23 protein-coding genes and 1 tRNA gene are annotated in these 24,443 nt (G+C 68.4%); 19 read left to right on the forward strand and 5 right to left on the reverse strand.

The window, feature by feature from the left end:
- The first annotated feature begins 82 nt into the window (after positions 1-82).
- Both ACQY76_RS21265 and ACQY76_RS21270 read left to right on the forward strand, forming a co-directional pair.
- Complete coding sequence (locus ACQY76_RS21265) at positions 83-1,123, forward strand: hypothetical protein (protein WP_428030669.1); 1,041 nt, start codon at positions 83-85, stop codon at positions 1,121-1,123.
- 218 nt (positions 1,124-1,341) lie between these two features.
- On the forward strand, positions 1,342-2,310 hold the full coding sequence (locus ACQY76_RS21270; RefSeq protein ID WP_428030670.1) for a diacylglycerol/lipid kinase family protein: 969 nt from the start codon (positions 1,342-1,344) through the stop codon (positions 2,308-2,310).
- Here ACQY76_RS21270 and ACQY76_RS21275 read toward each other — a convergent pair.
- A complete protein-coding gene (locus tag ACQY76_RS21275; protein ID WP_428030671.1) occupies positions 2,289-3,023 on the reverse strand; it encodes an SIMPL domain-containing protein in 735 nt (244 codons plus the stop codon). The two genes, ACQY76_RS21270 and ACQY76_RS21275, sit on opposite strands and share 22 nt — an antisense overlap.
- Before the next feature lie 250 nt (positions 3,024-3,273).
- On the opposite strand from ACQY76_RS21275, the gene ACQY76_RS21280 reads away from it, so the two are divergent.
- Positions 3,274-3,349, forward strand: a tRNA-Ile gene (locus ACQY76_RS21280).
- A 145-nt stretch (positions 3,350-3,494) separates the two neighbouring features.
- Here the strand turns inward: ACQY76_RS21280 and ACQY76_RS21285 are convergent.
- Positions 3,495-3,890 carry a PRC-barrel domain-containing protein gene (locus tag ACQY76_RS21285; RefSeq protein ID WP_428030672.1) on the reverse strand — a complete coding sequence of 132 codons (396 nt, stop codon included), beginning with the start codon at positions 3,888-3,890 and terminating at the stop codon, positions 3,495-3,497.
- Positions 3,891-4,171: 281 nt separating this feature from the next.
- On the opposite strand from ACQY76_RS21285, the gene paoA reads away from it, so the two are divergent.
- The 9 genes from paoA (at position 4,172) to ACQY76_RS21330 (ending at position 13,918) form a co-directional block, all read left to right on the forward strand.
- The gene (gene paoA / locus ACQY76_RS21290; RefSeq protein ID WP_428030673.1) at positions 4,172-4,834 is read left to right on the forward strand and encodes an aldehyde dehydrogenase iron-sulfur subunit PaoA; all 663 of its coding nucleotides are present in this window, start codon (positions 4,172-4,174) and stop codon (positions 4,832-4,834) included.
- Positions 4,831-5,781 carry an FAD binding domain-containing protein gene (locus ACQY76_RS21295; RefSeq protein WP_428030674.1) on the forward strand — a complete coding sequence of 317 codons (951 nt, stop codon included), beginning with the start codon at positions 4,831-4,833 and terminating at the stop codon, positions 5,779-5,781. The genes paoA and ACQY76_RS21295 overlap by 4 nt, the downstream gene beginning before the upstream one ends.
- A 3-nt stretch (positions 5,782-5,784) precedes the next feature.
- Positions 5,785-7,995, forward strand: coding sequence for an aldehyde oxidoreductase molybdenum-binding subunit PaoC (gene paoC / locus ACQY76_RS21300; RefSeq protein ID WP_428030675.1), 2,211 nt, complete (start codon positions 5,785-5,787; stop codon positions 7,993-7,995).
- 84 nt (positions 7,996-8,079) lie between these two features.
- The gene (locus ACQY76_RS21305) at positions 8,080-8,367 is read left to right on the forward strand and encodes a hypothetical protein (protein WP_428030676.1); all 288 of its coding nucleotides are present in this window, start codon (positions 8,080-8,082) and stop codon (positions 8,365-8,367) included.
- An 86-nt stretch (positions 8,368-8,453) separates the two neighbouring features.
- On the forward strand, positions 8,454-10,286 hold the full coding sequence (gene ilvD / locus ACQY76_RS21310; protein WP_428030677.1) for a dihydroxy-acid dehydratase: 1,833 nt from the start codon (positions 8,454-8,456) through the stop codon (positions 10,284-10,286).
- A 111-nt stretch (positions 10,287-10,397) separates the two neighbouring features.
- A complete protein-coding gene (locus tag ACQY76_RS21315) occupies positions 10,398-10,703 on the forward strand; it encodes an alkylphosphonate utilization protein (RefSeq protein WP_428030678.1) in 306 nt (101 codons plus the stop codon).
- A gap of 122 nt (positions 10,704-10,825) precedes the next feature.
- Positions 10,826-11,119, forward strand: a complete 294-nt coding sequence (locus tag ACQY76_RS21320) for an HdeA/HdeB family chaperone (RefSeq protein ID WP_428030679.1) — start codon at positions 10,826-10,828, stop codon at positions 11,117-11,119.
- A 221-nt stretch (positions 11,120-11,340) separates the two neighbouring features.
- On the forward strand, positions 11,341-11,703 hold the full coding sequence (locus tag ACQY76_RS21325) for a hypothetical protein (RefSeq protein WP_428030680.1): 363 nt from the start codon (positions 11,341-11,343) through the stop codon (positions 11,701-11,703).
- Positions 11,704-11,845: 142 nt separating this feature from the next.
- Complete coding sequence (locus ACQY76_RS21330; protein WP_428030681.1) at positions 11,846-13,918, forward strand: ATP-dependent helicase; 2,073 nt, start codon at positions 11,846-11,848, stop codon at positions 13,916-13,918.
- A 39-nt stretch (positions 13,919-13,957) separates the two neighbouring features.
- On the opposite strand, the gene ACQY76_RS21335 is transcribed toward ACQY76_RS21330, so the two are convergent.
- Positions 13,958-14,224: a helix-turn-helix domain-containing protein gene (locus tag ACQY76_RS21335; RefSeq protein WP_428030682.1), complete on the reverse strand. Its 267-nt coding sequence runs from the start codon at positions 14,222-14,224 to the stop codon at positions 13,958-13,960.
- Between the two features lie 97 nt (positions 14,225-14,321).
- Here ACQY76_RS21335 and ACQY76_RS21340 point away from each other — a divergent pair, with 97 nt between their 5' ends.
- From ACQY76_RS21340 to mnhG, 6 genes are read left to right on the forward strand one after another with little or no spacing between them, the layout of a single operon-like run.
- Complete coding sequence (locus ACQY76_RS21340) at positions 14,322-17,231, forward strand: monovalent cation/H+ antiporter subunit A (RefSeq protein ID WP_428030683.1); 2,910 nt, start codon at positions 14,322-14,324, stop codon at positions 17,229-17,231.
- A complete protein-coding gene (locus ACQY76_RS21345) occupies positions 17,231-17,581 on the forward strand; it encodes a Na+/H+ antiporter subunit C (RefSeq protein ID WP_428030684.1) in 351 nt (116 codons plus the stop codon). Before ACQY76_RS21340 ends, ACQY76_RS21345 begins: the two co-directional genes overlap by 1 nt.
- Positions 17,578-19,275: a monovalent cation/H+ antiporter subunit D gene (locus ACQY76_RS21350; RefSeq protein ID WP_428030685.1), complete on the forward strand. Its 1,698-nt coding sequence runs from the start codon at positions 17,578-17,580 to the stop codon at positions 19,273-19,275. Before ACQY76_RS21345 ends, ACQY76_RS21350 begins: the two co-directional genes overlap by 4 nt.
- A complete protein-coding gene (locus ACQY76_RS21355; RefSeq protein WP_428030686.1) occupies positions 19,272-19,769 on the forward strand; it encodes a Na+/H+ antiporter subunit E in 498 nt (165 codons plus the stop codon). The genes ACQY76_RS21350 and ACQY76_RS21355 overlap by 4 nt, the downstream gene beginning before the upstream one ends.
- Positions 19,766-20,047: a K+/H+ antiporter subunit F gene (locus ACQY76_RS21360; protein ID WP_428030687.1), complete on the forward strand. Its 282-nt coding sequence runs from the start codon at positions 19,766-19,768 to the stop codon at positions 20,045-20,047. Before ACQY76_RS21355 ends, ACQY76_RS21360 begins: the two co-directional genes overlap by 4 nt.
- Positions 20,044-20,406: a monovalent cation/H(+) antiporter subunit G gene (gene mnhG, locus ACQY76_RS21365; RefSeq protein WP_428030688.1), complete on the forward strand. Its 363-nt coding sequence runs from the start codon at positions 20,044-20,046 to the stop codon at positions 20,404-20,406. Before ACQY76_RS21360 ends, mnhG begins: the two co-directional genes overlap by 4 nt.
- Positions 20,407-20,424: 18 nt before the next feature.
- Here the strand turns inward: mnhG and ACQY76_RS21370 are convergent, their stop codons facing one another.
- Positions 20,425-20,682, reverse strand: a complete 258-nt coding sequence (locus ACQY76_RS21370; RefSeq protein WP_428030689.1) for a hypothetical protein — start codon at positions 20,680-20,682, stop codon at positions 20,425-20,427.
- Between the two features lie 77 nt (positions 20,683-20,759).
- The gene (locus ACQY76_RS21375) at positions 20,760-22,598 is read right to left on the reverse strand and encodes a sigma-54-dependent Fis family transcriptional regulator (RefSeq protein WP_428030690.1); all 1,839 of its coding nucleotides are present in this window, start codon (positions 22,596-22,598) and stop codon (positions 20,760-20,762) included.
- Between the two features lie 238 nt (positions 22,599-22,836).
- Here ACQY76_RS21375 and adh point away from each other — a divergent pair, with 238 nt between their 5' ends.
- Positions 22,837-24,354 carry an aldehyde dehydrogenase gene (adh, locus tag ACQY76_RS21380; RefSeq protein WP_428030691.1) on the forward strand — a complete coding sequence of 506 codons (1,518 nt, stop codon included), beginning with the start codon at positions 22,837-22,839 and terminating at the stop codon, positions 24,352-24,354.
- Positions 24,355-24,443: the final 89 nt, after the last annotated feature.

Consider the following 24,443-nt stretch of genomic DNA (forward strand, 5'->3'; position numbering starts at 1 on the left):
CCGGGCAAAACGCCACGACGCCACTGTTGAAACAGGGAGCGTTGCTATGTGGCATTTCGAGAAAAGCGGAAGACATCTTGCCATGGCCAGCACAGGCGTGCTGGCAGTTGCACTCGCCTTGGCCCCGGCCCTGGCGGAAGCCAAGAGCAAGGGTGGATTGGGCGGCGGTCTGGGCGGCGTCGGCCGCGCCGCGGGTGGTGCCGTTTCCGGCGCCTCGCGGGCGGCAGGCGGCGCGGTGTCCGGCGCTAGCCGGGCGGCGGGCGGTGCCCTTTCCGGCGCTGGCCGTTCGCTGGGCGGCGCAGCCTCGGGCATCGGCAGCGCCGCCGGCGGTGCGGTCTCCGGTGTCGGTGGTGCGGTCGGCGGCGCGGTGTCGGGCGTTGGCAGCGGCGTCGGCAATGCCGTCTCGGGCGTGAGCAGCGGTGTCTCCGGCATCGGAAGCCAGGCTGCGGGAACCCCGAACGGCGCCGGCCCCACCTCCGCCAACTCTGCCCGGTCCCCTCTCTCGGCCCGGCTGCTCGCGTTGCGGATCGAACTGCTCAAGCGCGGCCAGCGTCCTGCCGCTTTCAGCCGCAACAACAGCGGCAATATTGCCGACGTCAGCGTCGGCGCCCTCGGCCGGCGCGGCGTCAATGCCGATGTGGCCGTGGGAACCTCGCGCGCCCGTCCGGTTGCCGCTGACGCCCGGGTGAGCGCCTTCGGCCAGCGCGGCCTCGTCAATCGCACCAGTGCCACCATCGGTGGCCGGCAGGTGGCGGATGTCGACAGCCGGACCACGCTGGGCGGGCCGCGCGGCGTGCGCGCCAATGCCAGCGTCGATGTCGGCGGCCCGAGCACCGCCGCCGTGGGTATCGGCATCGGTATCGGTGGTGGCGTGCGTGGTCCTGGTGGCCCGGGCGGGCCTGGCGGTCCTGGTGGCCCCGGCGGGCCTGGCGGTCCCGGCGGTCCCGGCGGCCCGGGCACCCCTGGGGGCCCCTCGGCCGGCAACCCCGGCACGGCGCCGGGCGCGGGCACCCGGAACTCCGATATGGCGGCCAAGAAGCTGCGCTGCACCGGCGTGCTCTCCGAGCCCCGCGCCTATGATTCAGGCATCGTCGCCCTCTGCCGCGACCTTGTCGGCGGCTAACGCCCGAATCTGACAGGCAAGCCTTACATCTGGCCGTCCCGGAACGTTCCGGGGCGGCCTTCTCTTGCGTCGCCGGCCGTGCGGCCCGTCCCCGCGCCGAGCACCGCTTCAGGCGCCGGCTGCATCACCCTGTGCAAGAAGTCGGTTCCGTTGAGGAACGTCTTCGCAACGCCGCGATTGCAGGGGAGTATCGCTGGTTCCCCGAATCCGGACATCCCATGGCCCATCTCCTCGTCCTTCTGAACGCCAATGCCGGCACGGTGCTCGACCGCGACGCCGAGGAGGTCCGCCGTCTGGTGGCCGACGGGCTGGATGGCGACGGGCGCACCGTCGACGTCCAGCTCCTGCGCGGCAAGGAACTCGTGCGCGCCATCAAGGCGTCCGGCACCGGCGCGCATGAAACGGTGATCGTCGGCGGCGGCGACGGCAGCGTGAGCCTCGCGGTGCAGAGTCTGGAGGGCTCGGACAAGACCCTCGGCATCCTGCCGCTCGGCACGCTCAATTTGCTGGCCACCGATATCGGCATGCCGCGCGACCTCGACGCCGCCATCCGTGCCCTGCGGGAGGCGACGGTGGCCGAAATCGACCTCGCCACGCTGAACGGACGGCGCTTCCACACGATTTCCGGCATGGGCTTCTTCAGCCAGATGGCCCGTGCCCGCGAAACCGCCCGCCGCTGGAAGCTCTGGCGCTTTCTCGCCGTGGCGATCGCCGCCATTTTCGCGGTGCGCCGCAGCGGACGCTTCGACCTTGAGGTCACCGTCGACGGCACGCCTCACCGCTTCCAGGCCTTTGCTGCGCTGCTGTCGGTCAACCGCTTCACCGGGCCGGGTTGGCGCCGCGCCCGGCTCGACGAAGGGGTGCTCGAACTCAATGTCGCGGAAGATCGCGGCGGCCTTGCTCTGCTCAAGGCCGGTGCGGACATGGTGGCCGACACGTGGCGCGACAATCCCGGCATCATCAGCCTCACCGGCCGCGAAATCGTGCTCGCCCGCCCCGCCCGCGCCCGCAGCTGGGTGTCCACGGATGGCGAGCTCGGCCGCGAAGACATGCCGCTCACCTACAAGATCGTGCCGCGCGCCCTCAAGCTGCTGATCCCGCCCGCCGCCGACGGCGCCGCCAAGACGGCCGGAACCGTGCAGGCCCCGGCCGCAACAGGTGAGCTTCAGAGCGGCTCGATCTCGTAGACCACGGTGACCCCGGCGCGGACCTGCGTCTCGCCGGCTTCCACCGGAACCGAGTCCATCTTCTGCGCGCGGGCCGCCATCATCATGCGCGGCATGGGCTGCACGCCGCCCTCGCCGGCGATGGAGATGACCCGCACCAGCCGCACGCCGGCCGCCTCGGCGATGATGCCGGCCTGGTGGCGGGCGTCCTTCACCGCCTCGGCGCGCGCCATGTCCTCCAGCTTGCCGGGCTCGGCGATGTCGAAGGCGATGCCGTCGATCTGGTTGGCGCCATTGGTGACAAGCTGGTCGAGCAAGTCGCCGAGCTTGCCGAGATCGCGCAGCCTCACGGTGACGGCATTGTTCACCTGATAGCCGGCAATGCGCAGGGCATCGCCCTCCTTCTTCTGCGGGGTGTATTGCGGCTGCACCGAGAAGCCGGAGGTGGAGATGTCGCGCGGCTCCACGCCTGCGGTCTTGATCGCCGCGATCATCGCCGCCACGGCGGTGGAATTGGCGTCGAGCGCTTCGCGCGCTGTCTTGCCCTCGCTCACCACGCCGGTGGTGAGGGTCGCCATATCAGGCACCGCGCTGGCCTTGCCCTCGCCCGACACGGAGAGCGTCGCCCGGCGGGGGGTGTTGGCGATGTCCTGGGCGGCGAGCGGCGACAGGCTGGCGAGCAGCGCGACGGCGCCGAAGGTAGCTGCACGCAGGGTGGCGCGGGTGAGCTTCATGTCTTTCACTTCCTTGAACGTGCCGGCGCGTCTGAGAACCTGCCGGAATGACGGTGCGGCACGCCAGAGCACTGCGGGAAGGCGGCGGGATTGCGGCGGCCCCGGCACGCGCCCGCGCTTCTCCGCCGTTACCGCCGCTTCTACCCGACGGATTCAACACCAGCGTGGACGGCGCCCTCGGCACGGTTGGCGCGGGCGCGGGCCTTTGCTAGTTTCCCTCGCCCACCGCCGCTCCGGCGCGCCGTCGGACGGGCCTGTAGCTCAATGGTTAGAGCCGACCGCTCATAACGGTCTGGTTGCAGGTTCGAGTCCTGCCGGGCCCACCAACTCCTACAAACGCCATCGCGCACTTCCAGTGCCTTATAGTGTCCGCCTGTGGCGAACGGCACGGCGCCGGACGCAGAACGGCCCCGTCCTCCTGCGAGGAAGCGGGGCCGCCAGCGTGTGTCAGGTGGAGATCAGTCGGCAAGATCAGTCGTCGAACTTGCCTTCATATTTGAACTCGGGCATGCCCTTCAGCTGGTCGCGGGTAAGGGTCGTGCCGCCCTTCCATTCATTGGCGGCGTTGTCGAACGTCACCTTGATCGCGCTCGGCGGCACGACGACGTAACGGCTGCCGACGCCGAGGAAGCCGCCGACCGACAGGACCAGACCCTTCACCTGCATCCCGCTGTCGAGCACGAGATCCTCGATCTCGCCCACATCCTCATTGGCGGCGTTGTCGATGTCGAGGCCGACGAGGTTGGAGGCCAGCGCGTCCGACTTGGCCACGGCGACGTTGGCCGTCTCGGTGATGGCGGACTGCGCCCAGACGGGGGCCGCAAACAGGATGGTCGCGGCGACGAGCGCAAGGCAGGTGGTACGCATAGGTAATTTCCTCCGGTGCCATGAATGGCGTGCCGGGACAACGCCGTGATGGCGTGCTCGTTCCGGCCACGGAGCCCTGCCGGCCCCGCCCCTCCCCACATCCCGACGATGTGAAGGGCGTTATACCCGCCTAAATCAAGGCGCTGGGCTACGCCGACACAATCTGGACCGGTTCCAGGGAACACATCCCGGCGGGAGGGATTTCCCCTTCGACCCCCGCGGCGGCGCCCGGCCTCGCGGGAAGGATAGGCGTTCTCCCGCCGTCGAAAATCGGATGTGACATGCAACGAACTCCCGAAGCCGGATTGTCCCGGCGCGACCTGCTCACCGCCGGCGCGGTCACGGTTGCCGCCGGCGCGACCGCCCGGTCGGCGCATGCCGAAAGCCCCTCGGAGCCGGTACGCGCGGCCGACCTCCTCACAGCGGAGCCCAGCCATATGAAGGTCCATTTCACCGTAAACGGGACCGCTCGGGAGCTTGAGCTCGACACCCGCACAACCCTGCTCGACGCGCTGCGCGAACATCTCCACCTCACCGGCACCAAGAAGGGCTGCGATCACGGCCAGTGCGGCGCCTGCACGGTGATGGTGGATGGCGTGCGCATCAACTCCTGCCTCACCCTCGCGGTGATGCACGAGGGCCACGCCGTCACCACCATCGAGGGCCTCGGCACGCCCGACAACATGCACCCGATGCAGGCTGCCTTCGTTCGGCATGACGGCTACCAGTGCGGCTATTGCACGCCGGGGCAGATATGCTCCTCGGTGGCGGTGCTGGACGAGATCAAGGCCGGCATTCCCAGCCATGTCACGGCCGATCTCACTGCCGCGCCCACGCTCTCCGTGGAGGAACTGCGCGAGCGCATGAGCGGCAATATCTGCCGCTGCGGCGCCTATTCCAACATCGTCGAAGCGATCACCGATGTCGCCGGGAGCCCCGCATGAAGCCCTTCACCTATGAGCGCGCCGCAACCCCGGCGGAGGCCGCCGCTGCGGCCGCCCGTGGCACCGGCACTAGGTTCATTGCCGGCGGCACCAATCTGCTGGACCTGATGAAGCTGCAGATCGAGACGCCCACCCACCTCATCGATGTCAACGGCCTGGCGCTCGACACCATCGAGCCGACTGAAGAGGGCGGGCTGCGCATCGGGGCGCTGGTCAGCAACACCGATCTCGCCACTGACGCCAGGGTGCGCCGCGACTACGGCCTACTTGCCCGTGCGCTGCTCGCGGGGGCTTCGGGCCAGTTGCGCAACAAGGCGACCACGGCGGGCAACCTGCTCCAGCGCACGCGCTGCCCCTATTTCTACGACACCAACCAGCCCTGCAATAAGCGCCATCCCGGCAGCGGCTGCGCGGCCATTGGCGGGGTGACCCGCCAGCTCGGCATCGTCGGCACCAGCGAGGCCTGCATCGCCACCCATCCCAGCGACATGGCGGTTGCCCTGCGCGCGCTGGATGCGACGGTCGAGACCGTGCGGGCCGACGGCGCCGCCCGTGCCATCCCGATGGCCGATTTCCACCGTCTGCCCGGCGACACACCCCATATCGAGACGGCTCTGGAGCCGGGCGAACTGATCACCGCCGTGGTGCTGCCGAAGCCGCTCGGCGGGCGGCACGTGTACCGCAAGGTGCGTGATCGCGCCTCCTATGCCTTCGCGCTGATCTCGGTCGGCGCAGTCATCCAGCCGGACGGCACCGGGCGCGTCGCGCTTGGCGGCGTCGCGCACAAGCCGTGGCGGGTGGAAGAGGCCGAGACGGCCATGCCGCGCGGCGGCCGTGCCGTCACCGAGCGCCTGCTCGCCGGCGCCCGCCCGACGCGGGAAAATGCGTTCAAGATCACGCTGGTCGAGCGCACGCTCGACGCGGTTCTCGCTGAGGCAAGGGGCTGACCCATGAAGTTCGACACCCCCGCCACCACCAATCCCATCGATCAGCTGAAGGTCGTCGGCCAGCCGCTCGACCGCATCGACGGCCCGCGCAAGACCACGGGCACCGCGCCCTATGCCTATGAGCGGCACGACATCGTCGCCGATCCCGCCTATGGCCATGTGGTCGGCGCTTCCATTGCAAAAGGGCGGATCACCGGCATGGACCTGTCGGCGGCCGAGCGCGCGCCGGGCGTCATCGCCATCGTCACCGCCGAAAGCGCGGGAAAGCTGGAGAAGGGCAATTTCAACACCGCGCACCTGCTGGGCGGACCTGTTATCGAACATTATCATCAGGCCGTGGCGCTCGTCGTGGCCGAGAGCTTCGAGCAGGCCCGCGCGGCGGCGCATCTGGTGCGGATCGACTACGCCACGGAGACCGGCAGCTTCGACCTTCACGCGGCGAAGGGGGCGGCCACCGCGCCCGAGCCGAACGACCTGACGGGGCCCATCGACACCCATGTCGGCGACTTCCCCCGCGCTTTCGCCGCCGCGCCGGTGACGCTGGATGCGACCTACTCCACGCCCGATCATTCGCATGCGATGATGGAGCCGCACGCGACGCTCGCCCGCTGGGAAGGCGACCAGCTGACGGTGTGGACGTCGAACCAGATGATCGCCTGGGCGCAGGCGGATCTCGCCAAGACACTGGGCATCGGCAAGGACAAGGTCCGCGTGGTCTCGCCCTTCATCGGCGGTGGCTTCGGCGGCAAGCTGTTCCTGCGGTCAGATGTGGTGCTTGCCGCGCTCGGTGCGCGGGCGGCCAAGCGCCCGGTGAAGGTGGCGCTGCAGCGTCCGCTCATCGCCAACAACACCACCCACCGCCCCGCCACCCTGCAGCGCATCCGCATCGGCGCCGAGCGGGACGGCACCATCACCGCCATCGGCCATGAAAGCTGGTCCGGCGATCTGGAAGGCGGCGGGCTGGAGACGGCGGTCGGCCAGACCCGCCTGCTCTATGCCGGTGCCAACCGCATGACGGCGATGCGTCTCGCGGTGCTGGATTTGCCCGAAGGCAACGCCATGCGCGCGCCGGGCGAGGCACCGGGCATGATGGCGCTGGAAATCGCCATGGACGAGATGGCGGAAAAGCTCGACATGGACCCGATCGAGTTCCGCGTCCGCAACGACACGAATGTCGACCCGGAGCATCCCGAGCGCCCCTACTCCGCCCGCTCGCTGGCCGAGTGCATGCGCCTCGGCGCCGAGCGTTTCGGCTGGAGCGCCCGCCACGCCCGGCCGGCCCAGCGCCGCGAGGGGCAATGGCTCATCGGCATGGGCATGGCGGCGGCCTTCCGCAACAATCTGCTGATGAAGTCCGGCGCGCGGGTGCGTCTCGATTCCGCCGGGCGCCTCCGTGTCGAAACCGACATGACCGACATCGGCACCGGCAGCTACACCATCATCGCGCAGACGGCGGCGGAGATGATGGGCCTGCCGATCGAGAGCATCGACGTGCGGCTGGGCGATTCCGATTATCCGGTCTCCGCCGGTTCCGGCGGGCAGTTCGGCGCCAACAATGCCACCGCCGGCGTCTATGCCGCCTGCGTCAAGCTGCGCGAGGAAGTCGCCCGCCGCCTTGGTTTCAATTCGCAGGAGGCCGAATTCATCGATGGGCAGGTGCGGGCGGGCAACCGCGCGGTGCCGCTCGGCGAGGCGGCGGCGGCCGGCGACATCACCGCCGAGGATGCCATCGAATATGGCAATCTCGATGAAACCTACCAGCAGTCGACCTTCGGCGCCCATTTCGTGGAAGCCGCAGTCGACACGGCGACGGGCGAGATCCGCCTGCGCCGCATGCTTGCCGTCTGCGCGGCGGGCCGCATCCTCAACCCGAAATCGGCGCGCAGCCAGGTTATCGGCGCCATGACCATGGGCGCCGGCGCAGCGCTGATGGAGGAACTGGCGGTCGACACGCGGCGCGGTTTCTTCGTCAATCACGACCTCGCCGGCTATGAGGTGCCGGTGCATGCCGACATCCCGCACCAGGACGTGATCTTCCTGGACGAGACCGATCCGGTTTCCTCGCCGATGAAGGCGAAGGGCGTGGGCGAACTCGGCATATGCGGCGTCGGCGCAGCGGTGGCGAACGCGGTCTACAATGCCACCGGCGTGCGGGTGCGTGATTACCCGGTCACGCTCGACAAGCATCTCGACCGACTGCCGGACGTGGCCTGATAAGATCCGATGGGGGCCGTGCGCGGCCCCCTTCATCCTTGCCGGGCGCCCGCCCGCGCACTACCGGAACGACGAGACGAAGCCATGATGCGCTCTTTGCCCTTCGCGCTGCTTTTGCTGGCGCTGCCGCTTTCCGGTGCGGCGCAGGCGCGGCCGGATTCGCTCGCAATGAGCTGCGCCTCGGCACAAGCCCTCGTTCGGCAACAGGGCGCCGTGGTCATCGGCACGGGGCCGAACCTCTATGACCGCTTCGTCACCGATGCCGGCTACTGCCAGTCGCAGCGTTCCAAACCGGCCTGGATCCCGACGCGCGACGAGGCCCAGTGCCTGGTCGGCCAGCTCTGCCGCGAGCGACGGTTCCGCTATCGCTGAGCGGCGAGGCCGATCCTTCGACGCTAAACGGTTGCGCGATACGCAGGCGGGGGGCATAAGCGCGGCGAAGAGTTTGGAGGAATTCCATGCCCGCCTATCGTTCCCGCACCACCACTCATGGGCGCAACATGGCCGGCGCGCGCGGCCTCTGGCGCGCCACCGGCATGAAGGACGGCGATTTCGGCAAGCCGATCATCGCCGTGGTCAACTCCTTCACCCAGTTCGTGCCCGGCCATGTACACCTGAAGGATCTCGGCCAGCTCGTGGCGCGGGAGATCGAGGCGGCGGGCGGCGTCGCCAAGGAATTCAACACCATCGCGGTCGATGACGGCATCGCCATGGGCCATGACGGCATGCTCTATTCGCTGCCCTCGCGCGAACTGATCGCCGACAGCGTGGAGTACATGGTCAACGCGCACTGCGCCGACGCCATGGTCTGCATCTCCAATTGCGACAAGATCACCCCCGGCATGCTGATGGCGTCGCTGCGCCTCAACATCCCGACCGTGTTCGTCTCCGGCGGCCCGATGGAAGCCGGCAAGGTGGTGTTGAACGGCAAGACCAAGGCGCTCGACCTCGTCGACGCCATGGTTGCCGCCGCCGACGACCGCATCTCCGAAGAAGACGTTGCCGTCATCGAGCGCTCGGCCTGCCCCACCTGCGGCTCGTGCTCGGGCATGTTCACCGCCAATTCGATGAACTGCCTCACCGAGGCGCTGGGCCTCGCTCTGCCGGGCAACGGCACCACGCTCGCCACCCATTCCGACCGCAAGCGTCTCTTCGTCGAGGCCGGCCACACCATCGTCGATCTCGCCCGCCGCTATTACGAGCAGGACGATGCCAGCATCCTGCCGCGTTCGGTGGCGAGCTTCGCCGCTTTCGAGAACGCCATGACGCTGGACATCGCCATGGGCGGCTCCACCAACACCGTGCTGCATCTGCTCGCCGCCGCGCATGAAGGCGAAGTGCCGTTCACCATGGCCGACATCGACCGGCTCTCGCGCCGCGTGCCGGTGCTGTGCAAGGTGGCGCCGGCCGTGGCGGATGTGCATGTCGAGGACGTGCACCATGCCGGCGGCATCATGGGCATCCTTGGCGAGCTCGACCGCGCCGGCCTGCTCGACACATCCGTCGGCTCCATCCACGCCACCTCGCTCGGCGCGGCGCTGGAGCACTGGGACGTCAAGCGCAACGGCAGCGAGGCGGTGCACGAATTCTTCCGCTCCGCCCCCGGCGGCGTGCCGACGCAGACCGCGTTCAGCCAGTCCGCCCGCTATGACGACGTCGATCTCGACCGCGAAAAGGGCGTCATCCGCAATGTCGAGCACGCCTTCTCAAGGGATGGTGGCCTCGCGGTGCTGTATGGCAACCTCGCCGAGGATGGCTGCATCGTGAAGACCGCCGGCGTCGACGAGAGCATCCTGAAGTTCACCGGCACCGCCCGCGTGTTCGAGAGCCAGGACGACGCCGTCTCCGGCATTCTCGGCAACCGGGTGAAGCCCGGCCAGATCGTCCTCATCCGCTATGAGGGGCCGCGCGGCGGGCCGGGCATGCAGGAAATGCTCTACCCGACCAGCTATCTGAAGTCGAAGGGCCTCGGCAAGGAATGCGCGCTCATCACCGATGGCCGCTTCTCCGGCGGCTCCTCGGGCCTGTCCATTGGCCATGTCTCGCCGGAAGCGGCCGAGGGCGGCACGATCGGGCTGGTGCGCGAGGGCGACACGATCGAGATCGACATCCCCAACCGCCGCATCCATCTCGCGGTGGACGATGCCGAGCTCGCCGCACGCCGCGAGGAGCAGCAGGCCAAGGGCTGGGTTCCCGCCGAGCCGCGCAAGCGCAACGTCACCACCGCGCTCAAGGCCTATGCCGCGCTCGCCACCAGCGCCGCCAAGGGCGCCGTCCGGCAGATTCCCTGAGCGGCCATTGACACGACACCCGGCACCGGCCGGCAAGATGACAGGAAAGGCGGGGCCGCAGGCTCCGCCTTTTTCGCTTCCCTCACCCTGAAGACCACCCTGGAGGCCCCCATGGCCGACGAAGACGATGCCTATGTCTATGACGACGCCACCGGCGAATGGCGCCCGGCCTCCGAGATGAAGGCGGCGGCGGCCGCCCGGCCGGACGTGCGCGACGCCTCCGGCACCGTTCTCGCCGACGGCGATTCCGTGGTCCTCATCAAGGACCTCAAGGTGAAGGGCGCCGGCCAGACGCTGAAGCAGGGCACGGTCATCAAGACCATACGCCTCACCGACAACCCGGAAGAGATCGACTGCCGCTTCGAGGCGATCAAGGGCCTCGTGCTGCGCACCGAGTTCGTGCGCAAGCGCGGTTGAGCGCCGGCCGATGGCGAGGCCGGGCGCGCGGGGTATAGCGGGCGCGGGGCGTGGCAGGGTGTGCGGTTGCATGGTAGGGTCCGCCCGTCCCGTTCCGGACGCTCCCTCCGCAGGTTGACCCCATGAAAAAACTTGCCTTCGCCCTCGCCTTCCCCGTCCTGACCGGCTTGCCGCTCGCCGCCATGGCTGACAAGATCGACCTGTCGACCACCACCTGCGCGCAGTTCCTCGAGAGCGACAAGACCGAGATCATGCTGACGCTCGCCTGGCTCGACGCCTATTACAAGGATGTCGACGCCCCGCCGGTGATCGACACCGACAAGTTCGTCGAGAACGCGGGCAAGCTCGGCGAATATTGCGCCGCCAATCCCACGATCGGCCTCATCACCGCGACCGACGAGCTGTTCGGCGAGTAAAGCCCCGCCCCCGCGCCGATCACGCATGCGCGAGGACACGCGCCCGCGCCCCGCCTGATCGGTGCCGCCGCCGGTGTAAAATGGTAAAATGAAGCTATTTCGCCGAAAATGACTACGATAATGCTTCCTGACGGTAGTAAATTACTCGGAAATTCAGCACGACACGCAGCGGAACTCTAAGTGATCGCGAGGATTATCCTCGCATCACAGGAGGAGATCCAATGCTTAACGCCAAGACGACTTCCGCCGCCATTCTCGCCGCCATGCTCGCCCTCAGCGGCCCCGCTCTCGCCCAGACCGGCCCCGGTTCGGGCGGCTCTTCGCCGGGCGCCGGCGCCACCGATTCCGGCAGCGCCGGCGGCAGCAGCGGCATCGGCAGCAATTCCGGCGGCACCGACACCCGCGCGGCTCCGGCCGGCGAGATGAACCCGGCTGCCGGCAACGGCATGGGCGCCCCCGAGGGTCGCAACACCACTACCGGCACCGGCATCACCGGCACCTCTCCCGATCAGCCGGCCAATGCCGACCGTCCGGGCGACACCAAGTCGGACCGGGACTGCACGAGCCAGCAGACCCCCTGCTGATCGCGCCACCTTAATACCGTCGCTTCAACGGAAAGCCGCCCTTCCCCGGGGGCGGTCTTTTCGTGTCCGGCCCGCGGTTGCGAACAAAACGCGAAACGTGCTCTCTGGTTGGGTGTTCCGCCCGCCAGAGATTCGTCAGCCGATGCAGCCCGCCGCCTATCTCGACACGCTGAACCCGCAGCAGCGGCGAGCGGTCGAGCACGGGATTTCAGGCGCCGGCGACGTCATTGGCGGGCCGCTTCTGGTCATTGCCGGCGCCGGCTCGGGCAAGACCGACACGCTGGCCCACCGCGTCGCCCATCTCATCGTCAACCGTGCCGATCCACGCCGCATCCTGCTGCTCACCTTTTCGCGCCGTGCGGCGGCGGAAATGGCGCGGCGGGTGGAACGCATCGCCGCGCGGGTGCTGGGTGCCGATGCGCGCGCCCTCACCGAGGGCCTCACCTGGGCCGGCACCTTCCACGGAGTAGGCGCGAGGATATTGCGCGACCACGCGCCGGAGATCGGTCTCGACCCGAACTTCACCATTCACGACCGCGAGGACAGCGCCGACCTCATCAACCTCGTCCGCCATGAGCTGGGCTTCTCCAAGACCGAGAAGCGCTTCCCCACCAAGGGCACGCTGATGGCCATCTATTCCCGGGCGGTGAACGCGCAGCAGCCGCTGGAAGAGGTCATCGGCCGCGCCTTCCCCTGGTGTGCCGGGTGGAATGCCGAGCTGAAGGCGATCTTCTCCGCCTATGTCGAAGCCAAGCAGCGCCAGAGCGTGCTCGATTACGACGACCTGCTGCTCTACTGGGCGCAGATGATGGGCGAGCCGGCGCTGGCCGTCGAGGTGTCCGGCCGCTTCGACCATGTGCTGGTCGACGAATATCAGGACACCAACAGGCTGCAGTCCTCGATCCTCCTCGGCCTCAAGCCGGACGGGCGCGGGCTCACCGTGGTCGGCGACGACGCGCAGTCGATCTATTCCTTCCGCGCCGCCACGGTGCGCAACATCCTCGATTTCCCCGGACATTTCACGCCCCGCGCCGACACGGTGATGCTGGAGCAGAACTACCGCTCCACCCAGCCCATCCTCGCCGCCGCCAATGCAGTGATCGATTTCGCCAGCGAGCGCTACGCCAAGAACCTTTGGTCCGAACGCGCCGGCGCCGAGCGGCCGGTGCTGGTCAGCGTGCGCGACGAGATCGAGCAGGCCAACTTCATCGCCACCCGCGTGCTGGAAAATCGCGAGGACGGCATCGCGCTGAAGGCACAGGCGGTGCTGTTCCGCGCCGCCCATCACAGCGGGCCGCTGGAGGTGGAACTCACCCGCCGCAACATTCCCTTCGTGAAGTTCGGCGGGCTGAAATTCCTCGATTCCGCCCATGTGAAGGATGTGCTCGGCGTCCTGCGCTTCGTCGAGAACCCGCGCGACCGCGTCGCCGGCTTCCGCGTGCTGCGCCTCCTCTCGGGTCTCGGCCCGGCCACCGCCGGCCGCATTCTCGATGCGGTCGACGCCGCCGGCGCGCTGCTGCCGGCATTGGAAGCCGTCACGGCCCCGCCCCGCGCGGAAAAGGAGTGGCCCGCCTTCCTCGGCATGGCGCGCGCGCTGAAGGCGAACGACGCCGGCTGGCCCGGCGAACTCGACCTCGTGAGAGCCTGGTACGAGCCGCTGCTGGAACGCCTGCACGAGGATGCCGGCAGCCGGCAGGCCGATCTCGTGCAACTCGCGCAGATCGCGGCGAGCTATCCCTCGCGCGCGCGCTTTCTCACCGAGCTGACGCTCGACCCGCCGGACGCCACCAGCGCCGAGGCCGGCCCGCCGCACCTCGACGAGGATTATCTCATCCTCTCCACCATCCACTCCGCCAAGGGGCAGGAATGGAAATCGGTGTTCGTGCTCAACGCGGTGGATGGCTGCATTCCCATCGATCTCGGCACCGGCACGCGCGAGGAGATCGAGGAGGAGCGGCGCCTGCTCTATGTCGCCATGACGCGGGCGAAGGACACGCTGCACCTGATGCTGCCGCAGCGCTTCTTCACCCATGGGCAGGCGGCGCGCGGCGATCGCCACGTCTATGCCGCCCGCACCCGCTTCATCCCGCCCACCATCCTCGGCCGCTTCGCGATGGCGAGCTGGCCACCCGCGCAGGCCGACGCCGGCGGCCGGACCGGCGAACCGCGCCCGGCTGTCGATATCGGCGCGCGGATGCGGGCGATGTGGAAATGATCCGTGCCGCCTCGCGGTGGGCGCGAGGCGCGGATGGTGTCACGAGGGACAATGAGCGCCCGGGTCCTGCCCCACGCCGGAACGTATCCGCACGCCGGGCCCGAATTCGCCGGGCGGCAGCAGCATGATGCCGGCTTCCTGCAGCGTGTTGATCAGCAGGGTTTCCGTGCCGCGATGCAGGACATGGCGGTGCCGCTCGAAATCGCGCACGGTGCTGCGGGAAACGCCGGCACGCTCGGCCAGATGCTCCTGCGTCCAGTCGAGAAGCCCGCGTGCCGCGCGGCATTGTTCGGGCGCCAGTTCCATCGTTTCTGCCTTGCGTAAGGACCACCAAATCAACCATAATGGGCGACATCGCGCAAGCCGCTAAGGAATCCGCCCCGCAGAAAGGCCCCCGCTACCTATGTCGAATGGCACGCTCCTCCTCGCCACCTTGGCCCTGCCTTTCCTGGGCAGCGTCGCTGCGGGGTTTCTGCCGACCCACGCGCGCAACGCCGCGGCGGTTCTGGCGGGGGGCATCGCCGTAGCGGCCGGGGCCATCACCATCTGGCTCTACGCGTCGGTGGCGGACGGTGCGCCGGTGCAGTTCTGGCTGTCCTGGCTGCCGATGCTGGGGCTCGACTTCACCCTGCGGCTCGACGGCCTCGCCTGGCTGTTCGCCATGATGATCTTCGGCATCGGGGCGCTGGTCGTGCTCTATGCCCGCTACTACATGTCGCCGGAAGACCCGGTGCCGCGCTTCTTCTCGTTCCTGCTCGCCTTCATGGGCTCGATGATCGGCATCGTGCTGTCGGGCAACCTCATCCAGCTGGTCTTCTTCTGGGAGATGACCAGCCTGTTCTCCTTCCTGCTCATCGGCTACTGGCACCACAGCGCGAATGCCCGCGACGGCGCGCGCATGGCGCTCACCGTCACTGGCGCGGGCGGGCTGTGCCTGCTGGTCGGGGTGCTGCTGGTCGGCCGCATCGTTGGCAGCTACGACATCGACCAGGTGCTGGAATCGCGCGACCTGATCGTGGCGAGCGACCTGTACGTTCCGGCGCTGGTGCTGATTCTGCTCGGCGCCTTCACCAAGAGCGCACAGTTCCCGTTCCATTTCTGGCTGCCGCACGCCATGTCGGCGCCCACGCCGGTGTCGGCCTATCTGCACTCGGCCACCATGGTGAAGGCCGGCATCTTCCTGCTCATGCGGCTGTGGCCGGTGATGTCGGGCACCGATGCCTGGTTCTACATGGTGGTGCCGGCCGGGCTGGTGACGCTGCTGCTCGGCGCCTTCATCGCCATCTTCCAGCAGGATCTGAAGGGGCTGCTGGCCTATTCGACCATCAGCCATCTCGGCCTGATCACCCTGCTGCTCGGCCTCGGCAGCCCGCTGGCGGCGGTGGCGGCGATCTTCCACACGCTGAACCACGCCATCTTCAAGGCCTCGCTGTTCATGGCGGCGGGCATCATCGACCACGAGACCGGCACGCGCGACCTGCGCAAGCTCAGCGGCCTCTACCGTTACATGCCCTTCACCGCGACGCTCGCCATGGTGGCCGCCGCCGCCATGGCCGGCGTGCCGCTGCTCAACGGCTTCATCTCCAAGGAGATGTTCTTCGCCGAGGCGGTGGCCGACCATACCGGCTCGCTGCTCGACGACAGCCTGCCCTATTGGGCGACGCTCGCCGGCGTGTTCAGCGTCACCTATTCGCTGCGCTTCATCCTCGGCGTGTTCTTCGGCCCGCCGCCGGTGAACCTGCCGCACCGGCCGCACGAGCCAGCGCACTGGATGCGCTTTCCCATCGAGCTGCTGGTGCTGATCTGCCTGGTCATCGGCATCGTGCCGGGGCTCACCATCGCCCCGGTGCTGGCCACCGCCGTCAACGGGCTGCTCGACACCACCCCGCCCTATTACAGCCTGGCGCTCTGGCACGGCTTCACCCTGCCGCTGATGATGAGCCTCATCGCCCTCGCCGGCGGCGTGGTGCTCTATTTCAGCCTGCGCCGCTACCTTGAAAGCGGCATCGAAGGCCCGCCGATCCTGCGCGACTTCAAGGGTCAGCGCATCTTCGAGAAGGTGCTCGCCACCCTTTCCTGGCAATGGGCGCGGGCCGCCGAAGCCACGCTGGGCACCCGGCACCTGCAGCCGCAGATGCGCCTGGTCATTGCCATCGCGGTAGCGGCAGCGGTGGCGCCCTTCCTCGCCAATGGCGCGGTCGGCACCGGCAGCCTGCCGGGAACGCCGCTGCCGCCCGCCTTCGCCCTGCTCTGGTTCGTCGGCGGAATCTGCGCCCTCTCCGCCGCCTATCAGGCCAAATATCACCGCTTCGCCGCCCTCGTCCTGGTGGGCGGTGCCGGCCTCGTCACCTGCATCACCTTCGTCTGGCTGTCGGCACCCGATCTTGCCGTGACCCAACTGCTGGTGGAGATCGTGACCACGGTGCTGCTGCTGCTCGGCCTGCGCTGGCTGCCCAAGCGGATCGAGGAAGTCTATCCCTCGCGCCCGCCGCTGAAGGTGCTGGCACGCCGCTATGTCGACCTCGCCATCGCCTGCTCGTTCGGCGGGCTCATGGCGTTCCTGGCCTATTGCCTGATGACACGCCCGCTCAGCGGCAGCGTGTCCCGCTTCTTCGTCGAGCGCGCCTATACCGAGGGCGGCGGCACCAACATCGTCAACGTCATCCTGGTCGATTTCCGTGGCTTCGACACGATGGGCGAAATCGTCGTGCTGTGCCTCGCCGGCCTCACCGTCTTCGCCCTGCTGCGCCGGTTCCGCCCGGCGCCGGAGAGCATCGGGCAGCCCGAGCAGCAGCGCATCCAGCACGCCTTCGACGAGGCCGCCCCGGACCGTTCGCCCGGCGATACCGCCGCCGACTACATGCTCATTCCGCGCCTGATCATGCACTGGCTGTTCCCGGTCATCGCGGTGATGGCGGTGTATCTGTTCATGCGCGGGCATGACCTGCCCGGCGGGGGCTTTGCCGCCGGCATCACCCTCTCCATCGCCTTCGTGGTGCAGTACATGGCAAGCGGCACGCGCTGGGTGGAGGATCACCTGCGCGTCCTGCCGCTGCGCTGGATGGGCATCGGCCTGCTCACCTCCTGCGCCACCGGCGTCGGCTCGTGGTGGTTCGGCTATCCCTTCCTGACCTCGCATTTCCAGTATGTGGACGTGCCACTGATCGGCAAGGTGCCGGCGGCAACGGCGCTGCTGTTCGATCTGGGCGTGTTCGCGCTGGTGGTCGGCGCCACGGTGCTGATCCTCATCGCCCTCGCCCACCAGTCGCTGCGCAGCGCGCGCGCGTCGCAGGCTGCCGAGGGGGGCGACTGATGGAAATCGTGCTCGCCATCGGCATCGGCATCTTCACCGCCTCGGGCGTGTGGCTGATCCTGCGCCCGCGCACCTATCAGGTGATCATCGGCCTCTCGCTGATCTCCTATGCGGTGAACCTGTTCATCTTCGCCATGGCCGGCGGCGGGCTGCGCGTCGATGCGCCGCCCATCCTCACCGGCGGCGGCGTCGGCAATCCCGCGGCGATCGCCGATCCGATCCCGCAGGCGCTCGTACTCACCGCCATCGTCATCGGCTTCGCCATGACGGCGCTGTTCCTCGTGGTGCTTCTCGCCGCACGCGGGCGCACCGGCACCGACCATGTCGACGGGCGGGAGCCGGAGCGATGACCCCCGTCCTCGATCACCTCGCCATCCTGCCGGTCATCCTGCCGCTGGCCGTCGGCGCGCTGATGCTGCTGTTCGACGAGCGGCGGCGGGTGCTGAAGATGTCGCTCAGCCTCGCCACGGTGTTCGCGCTGCTAGTGATCGCGGTGACGCTGGTGGTGCTGGTGGGCATGCCGACGGGTGACCGCTGGTCGACCATGATCGTCTACCCGCTCGGCAACTGGCCGCCGCCCTTCGGCATCGTGCTGGTGGTGGACCGTCTGGCCGCGCTCATGCTGCTGCTCACCTCGGTGCTGGGCTGCACGACGCTGCTCTTCGCCATGGCGCGCTGGCACAAGGCGGGGCCGCGCTTCTACACGCTGTTCCTGCTGCTGCTGATGGGGCTGAACGGCGCCTTCCTCACCGGCGATTTGTTCAACCTGTTCGTCTTCTTCGAGATCCTGCTCGCCGCCTCCTACGGGCTGGTGCTGCACGGCTCGGGCACGGCGCGGGTGCGGGCCGGGCTGCACTACATCCCGATCAATCTCGTCGCCTCCTCGCTCTTCCTCGTCGGCGTCGCGGTGATCTACGGCGTCACCGGCACGCTCAACATGGCCGATCTCAGCCGCATCGTCCCCACGCTGGGGCCGGAGGAGCGCATCTTGATGGAGGCGGGCGCGGCCGTGCTCGGCATCGCCTTCCTGGTGAAGGCGGGCATGTGGCCGCTCAGCTTCTGGCTGCCGACCACCTATGCCGCCGCCTGCGCCCCCGTCGCGGCCATGTTCGCCATCATGACCAAGGTCGGCGTCTATGTGATCCTGCGCCTGTTCCTGCTGTGCTTCGGCGACGAGGCGGGCGCCTCGGAGGAGTTCGGCGCGCTCTGGCTGTATTATGGCGGCATGGCCACCATCCTGTTCGGCGGCATCGGCGTGCTGGCCTCGCAGTCGATGCAGCGGCTCGGCGGCTATTCCGTGCTCATCTCGTCGGGCACGCTGCTCGCCGCCATCGGCACCGGCAACAGCGCGGTGATCTCGGGAGCGCTCTATTACCTCGTCACCTCGACCTTTGCGATCAGCGCCTATTTCCTGCTGGTCGAGCTGATCGAGCGGGGACAGGCCGCCGGCGCCGACGTGCTGGCGGTGACGCTGGAAATATTCGGCGATCCGGAAGAGGACATCGAGGACGAGGACGAGGAGGTCGGCGTCGCCATTCCTGCCACCATCGCCGTCCTCGGCGGCGGTTTCGTCGCCTGCACGGCGCTGCTTGCCGGCATGCCGCCGCTGTCCGGTTTCATCGCCAAATTCGCCATGCTCTCGGCGCTTCTCAACGAGGCCGGCGAGATTCCCGCCGCCCATTGGGCCTTCGTTGCGCTGCTGATCCTGACGGGCCTCGCCACCCTCATCGCCATGACCCGCAACGGTATCCGCACGCTGTGGGTGCCGGCCGAGAACGAAATCCCGCGCGTGCGCGCCATCGAGGCGGTGCCTGTGGGGGCGCTGCTGTTCCTCTGCGCGGCGATGACCTTCGCCGGCGGGCCCACCATGCGCTACATGGAGGCCACCGCGCAGATCCTCTATTGGCCGAGCGAATATGCCCGCGACGTGCTCGGCAGCCAGCCGGCCGACCACACGACGAGCGATCCCCGCGCCAGTGGCCATGGCCCTGCCGGAGGCGGCACGGCCCCGGCTGGTGACGTGCCCCCGGGAGCCACGCCATGAACCTCGTCCGGCGCGTATTGCCCTACCCGCTGCTGTTCCTGGCGCTGCTGGGAATGTGGCTTCTCATAACGCAGAGCCTCTCGGCCGGCCAGCTGCTGCTGGGTGCGGTGGTGGCGTTCGGCGGCTGCTGGGTGATGGTGGCGCTGGCACCGCCGCACACGCGGCCGCACCGTCCGCTGGCGGTGGCACGCCTAGCGGGACGCGTCTTTGTCGACGTGTTCCGCTCGAACCTCGCCGTCGGCAGCATCATCCTCGGCAACGAAGACCGCCGCACCCATGCCGGCTTCATGAGCATGCGGCTGGAACTCACCGATCCCTACGGCCTGGCCATTCTCGCCATCATCCTCACCTGCACGCCGGGCACGCAATGGGTCCGCTTCGACCCCGCGCAGGGCATATTGATGCTGCATGTGCTGGATCTGGTGGACGACAAGGAGTGGGTGCGCACCATCAAGGGGCGCTATGAGAGCCTGCTGATGGAGATTTTCGAATGAGCGTCGCCATCCTCGGCTGGTCGATCACCTTCGCGCAGGTCCTGCTGACCCTTGCCATGGGCTGCGCGGCGCTGCGCTTCATCCGCGGCCCCCGCGCCCAGGACCGCATCATCGGCCTCGACACCTTCTATGTGAATGCCATGCTGCTGCTGGTCACGCTTGGCATTCGCAGCGGCGCCACGCTGTATTTCGAGGCGGCGCTGGTCATCGGCCTGCTCGGCTTCGTAGGCACCGTGGCACTCGCCAAATTCCTCATGCGCGGCGAGGTGATCGAATGACCGCCGCCCCCGACCTGCCGCTCTGGGCGGCGCTCCTCGTCTCGTTTTTCCTCATCTTCGGCGCGCTGGTCACGCTCATCGGCTCCATCGGCCTGTGGCGGCTGCCGGATTTCTACGCCCGCCTGCACGCCCCTTCGCTTGGTGCGACGCTCGGCACCGGCTCGATGCTCATCGGCTCTATGATCTGCTTTTCCGTCCTGCAGGGCCGGCCGCTTGTGCACGAAGTGCTGATCGGCCTCTTCGTCACCATCACCACGCCGGTCACGCTGATGCTGCTTGCCAGCGCATCGATCTACCGCGACCGGGTGGAGGGCAACAAGGCGGCGCCCGTGGAGGACCCCGCGCCGACGGAGCTGTAAGCGCGGGTTCCGTTCGCCTCAGCGGCGCGGGTCGTCGGATTTCTTCGGCGTGCCGTCGAGCGAACCGTCGACCGTCTTGAGCGTATCCGGCGCGAAACGCGCGCCATCGCGCTCGGCCGGCTCGCCATCCACCGGGTGATTGTCATTGTCGACCTCGCCGAGCGGCGGCTTCAACGGGTCCGACACCGCCGTCGTCCGGTCTTCGAGCACCGCGTCGATATTGGCGGGATCGACGACCACGGTATTCTGGTCGAGCTTGCGGGGATCAAGGACCATCGGAAAGCCTCCATGTCTGTGTCAGGAGGTAACGGACCGGACTGCCGCGAGTTCCCTGCGCGATACCCCGCTGCGGCTCAGGCGTGGAACAGCCGGCGATAGAGCGTCGAGCGGTTGACGCCGAGCTGGCGGGCGGCCTGGGAGACATTGCCGCCGCAGGCCTCCAGCGTCCGGCGCATCGCCTCCGTCGTCAGCGCATCGAGCGTGTCCGCCGCCGGAGCCGGCGGCGCCGCCAGAATGTCGGGCGGCAGCATGTCCTCGCCCACCGGCCGAAACGGCTCCGCCAGCGCCGCGAGCACCCGCAGCGTGCCGGCGAGCTGGCGGAAATTGCCCGGCCATTCATAGGCGGCCAGCCGCGCCTCGCAGCCTTCCGAGAGCGTCAGCCGCTCATCCTCAACCAGCCGGCCCCACAGCGCGCGCACGATCTCCGCCCGGTCTCCCAGCTGGCGCAGCGGCGGCAATTCGACGGTGTAATGGGCGATGCGGAAATACAGGTCCTGCCGAAAGCTCCCGGTCTCCACCAGCAGCCGCAAATCGCGATGGGTGGCGCAGAGCAGCGCGAAGTCCACCTTCACCGGCCGCCCGCCGCCGAGCGGGGCGACCTCGCGCTCCTGCAGCACGCGCAGCAGCCGCGATTGCAGCGCCAGCGGCATGTCGCCGATCTCGTCGAGAAACAGCACCCCGCCATCGGCCTCGCGCAGCAGGCCGCGCCGCCCCTGCCGGCGCGCGCCGGTGAAGGCGCCGTCTTCATAGCCGAACAGCTCGGATTCGATCAGCGTCTCCGGGATGGCGGCGCAGTTCACCGCGACGAACGGCCCGCCGCCGCGCGCGCTGGCCCGGTGGATCTCGCGCGCCGCCAGTTCCTTGCCGGTGCCGGTCTCGCCACGGATCAGCACCGGCACGTCGGCGGCGACCATGCGCACCGCCCGCGCCAGCGCCAGCTTCTCGGCGGCGCCGAGCAGAGGCCCTTCCTCGCGCCGCGCCGGGCGCGGCCTGGGCAGGCTGTGGGGCCGCGCGCCCACCCCCTCGAAGCGTCCATACAACGCCCCGCCGCCCTGACCGCGCAGCGCATGGGTCTCGCCATCCGCGCCCGGCAGCCGCTCAAGAAGCTCGCCGGCCCGCTTTTCGCCCAGCGCCGACCAGTCGGCACCGACAAGGCCGAGCCCGGCCCGGTTCGCCGCCACCAGCCGGTCATCCTCGAACACCAGCACGCCCTCGCGCGAGGTGCCGAGCAGCGCCCTGTCGGCCTGCAGGCGCAGGATGCGTCGGCCGGAAAAGCCTTCGTCGAAGAAGCGGTGCTCGATCTGCTCCACCGCCAGCCGCACCAGCCCGAGCGCGTGGCGATGGTCCACCGCCGCCGGGCCCGACAGGTCGAGCGCGCCCACGGTGTGGCCATAGGGATCGAGGATCGGCGCCGCCGAGCAGCTCAGTATGGCGTGCGGGTCGTAATAATGCTCGCCGCCATGCACGGCGATCGGCCGGCCCTCGACCAGCGCCGTGCCCACGGCATTGGTGCCGGTGGTGCTTTCGCCCCACAGCACGCCGGGGCGCAGCGCCACCTGTGCCGCCCGCGCGGCGAAATCGGCATTGCCGAGCGCGTCGAGGATCATGCCCTCGGAATCGGTGAGGATGACGACGCAGCCCGTCTGCATGGCATCGGCATAAAGGCTCTCCACCTCCGGGCGGCAGAGCCGCCGCAGGCGCTCGTGCCGCTCGGTGATGGCGCTGAGCTCATGGGCGGTCAGCGGTTCGAGGCGCGGCAGCGCGGCACTGTCGAGCCCGCGCTCGGCGCAGCGCTTCCACGAGCGCAGGATCGGCTCGGACACCAGCGCCGCCAGCGGGCGGTCGCCCAGACCCTGCTGGAAGAACTGCTTGCGCGCGGCCAGAACGGCGCGCGGCGAGACCTCTTGGCGCATGCGATCCTCCCGGAGTGTTGCAAAATCCCACACATGTCGCAGGTCTTGTTGTTCTTTCCGACAGTTTCTAGCAAGTTTTCAGCGGGCGTCCATGGGTAACATCTTCACGCCGGCGCGAGTACAGCACCAATCCAAGCGATTCCAATATTTTGCCGTGGCGCAACGACGATTTTGTGCGATGCGGCATGACGCTGGCACGGCGGGTGCAATCTTGAGTGTCCCAGTCTGGGAGGATCCAATGAACAAGCCAGAACTCGCCATCACCAAGCAGTCCCCGTTCAAGGCCCGCTACGGCAATTTCATCGGCGGCCAGTTCGTCGAGCCGGTTGCCGGCCGTTATTTCGACAACACCTCGCCCGTCACCGGCGGCAAGATCTGCGAGATCGCCCGCTCCGACAAGGACGACATCGAGAAGGCGCTCGACGCCGCCCATGCCGCCAAGGACGCCTGGGGCAAGACCTCGGCCGCCGAGCGGGGGCTGATCCTCAACCGGATCGCCGACCGCATGGAGGAAAATCTCGACCTCCTCGCCCTCGCCGAGACGTGGGACAATGGCAAGCCGATCCGCGAGACCACTGCGGCCGACATGCCCCTCGCCATCGACCATTTCCGCTATTTCGCCGGCGCCGTGCGCGCCCAGGAAGGCGGCATCAGCGAGATCGACCACGACACCATCGCCTATCACTTCCACGAGCCGCTCGGCGTCGTCGGGCAGATCATCCCGTGGAACTTCCCCATCCTGATGGCGGTGTGGAAGCTCGCCCCGGCGCTGGCCGCCGGCAATTGCGTGGTGCTGAAGCCGGCGGAGCAGACCCCGGCCTCCATCCTCGTGCTGGCCGAACTGATTGCCGACCTGCTGCCGCCTGGCGTGCTGAACATCGTCAACGGCTATGGCCTCGAAGCGGGCAAGCCGCTCGCCTCCTCGCCGCGCATCGCTAAGATCGCCTTCACCGGCGAGACGACGACCGGCCGGCTGATCATGCAGTATGCCAGCCAGAACCTCATCCCCGTGACGCTGGAGCTGGGCGGCAAGTCGCCGAACATCTTCTTCAGCGACGTGGTGGCGCAGGATGACGACTTCTTCGACAAGGCGGTCGAGGGCTTCGTCATGTTCGCGCTCAACCAGGGCGAGGTCTGCACCTGCCCCAGCCGCGCGCTGATCCAGGAAGACATCTATGACCGCTTCATGGAGAAGGCGCTGAAGCGGGTGGAAGCCATCGTACAGGGCTCGCCGCTCGACCCGGCAACCATGATCGGCGCGCAGGCTTCCTCCGAGCAGCTCGAGAAGATCCTGTCCTATATCGACATCGGCAAGCAGGAAGGCGCCGAGGTTCTCATCGGCGGCGAGCGCAACGATCTCGGCGGCGATCTTTCCGGCGGCTACTACGTCAAGCCGACCGTGTTCAAGGGCCACAACAAGATGCGGATCTTCCAGGAGGAGATCTTCGGCCCGGTCGTTTCGGTCACCACCTTCAAGGACGACGCGGAAGCGCTCTCCATCGCCAACGACACGCTGTACGGCCTCGGCGCCGGCGTGTGGACCCGCGACGGCAACCGCGCCTACCGCTTCGGCCGCGCCATCCAGGCCGGCCGGGTGTGGACCAATTGCTACCACGCCTATCCCGCCCACGCGGCCTTCGGCGGCTACAAGCAGTCCGGCATCGGTCGCGAGAACCACAAGATGATGCTCGACCACTACCAGCAGACCAAGAACATGCTGGTCAGCTACAGCCCGAAGAAGCTCGGGTTCTTCTGAGCACCACGCCTGAGCTTCCCTCTCCCCATTGGGGAGAGGTGGCCCACGAAGCGGGTCGGTGAGGGGCAGCGCGAACACCCCTCACCCCA

The organism is Ancylobacter sp. (assembly GCF_965279025.1).
Taxonomy (GTDB): Bacteria; Pseudomonadota; Alphaproteobacteria; order Rhizobiales; family Xanthobacteraceae; genus Ancylobacter.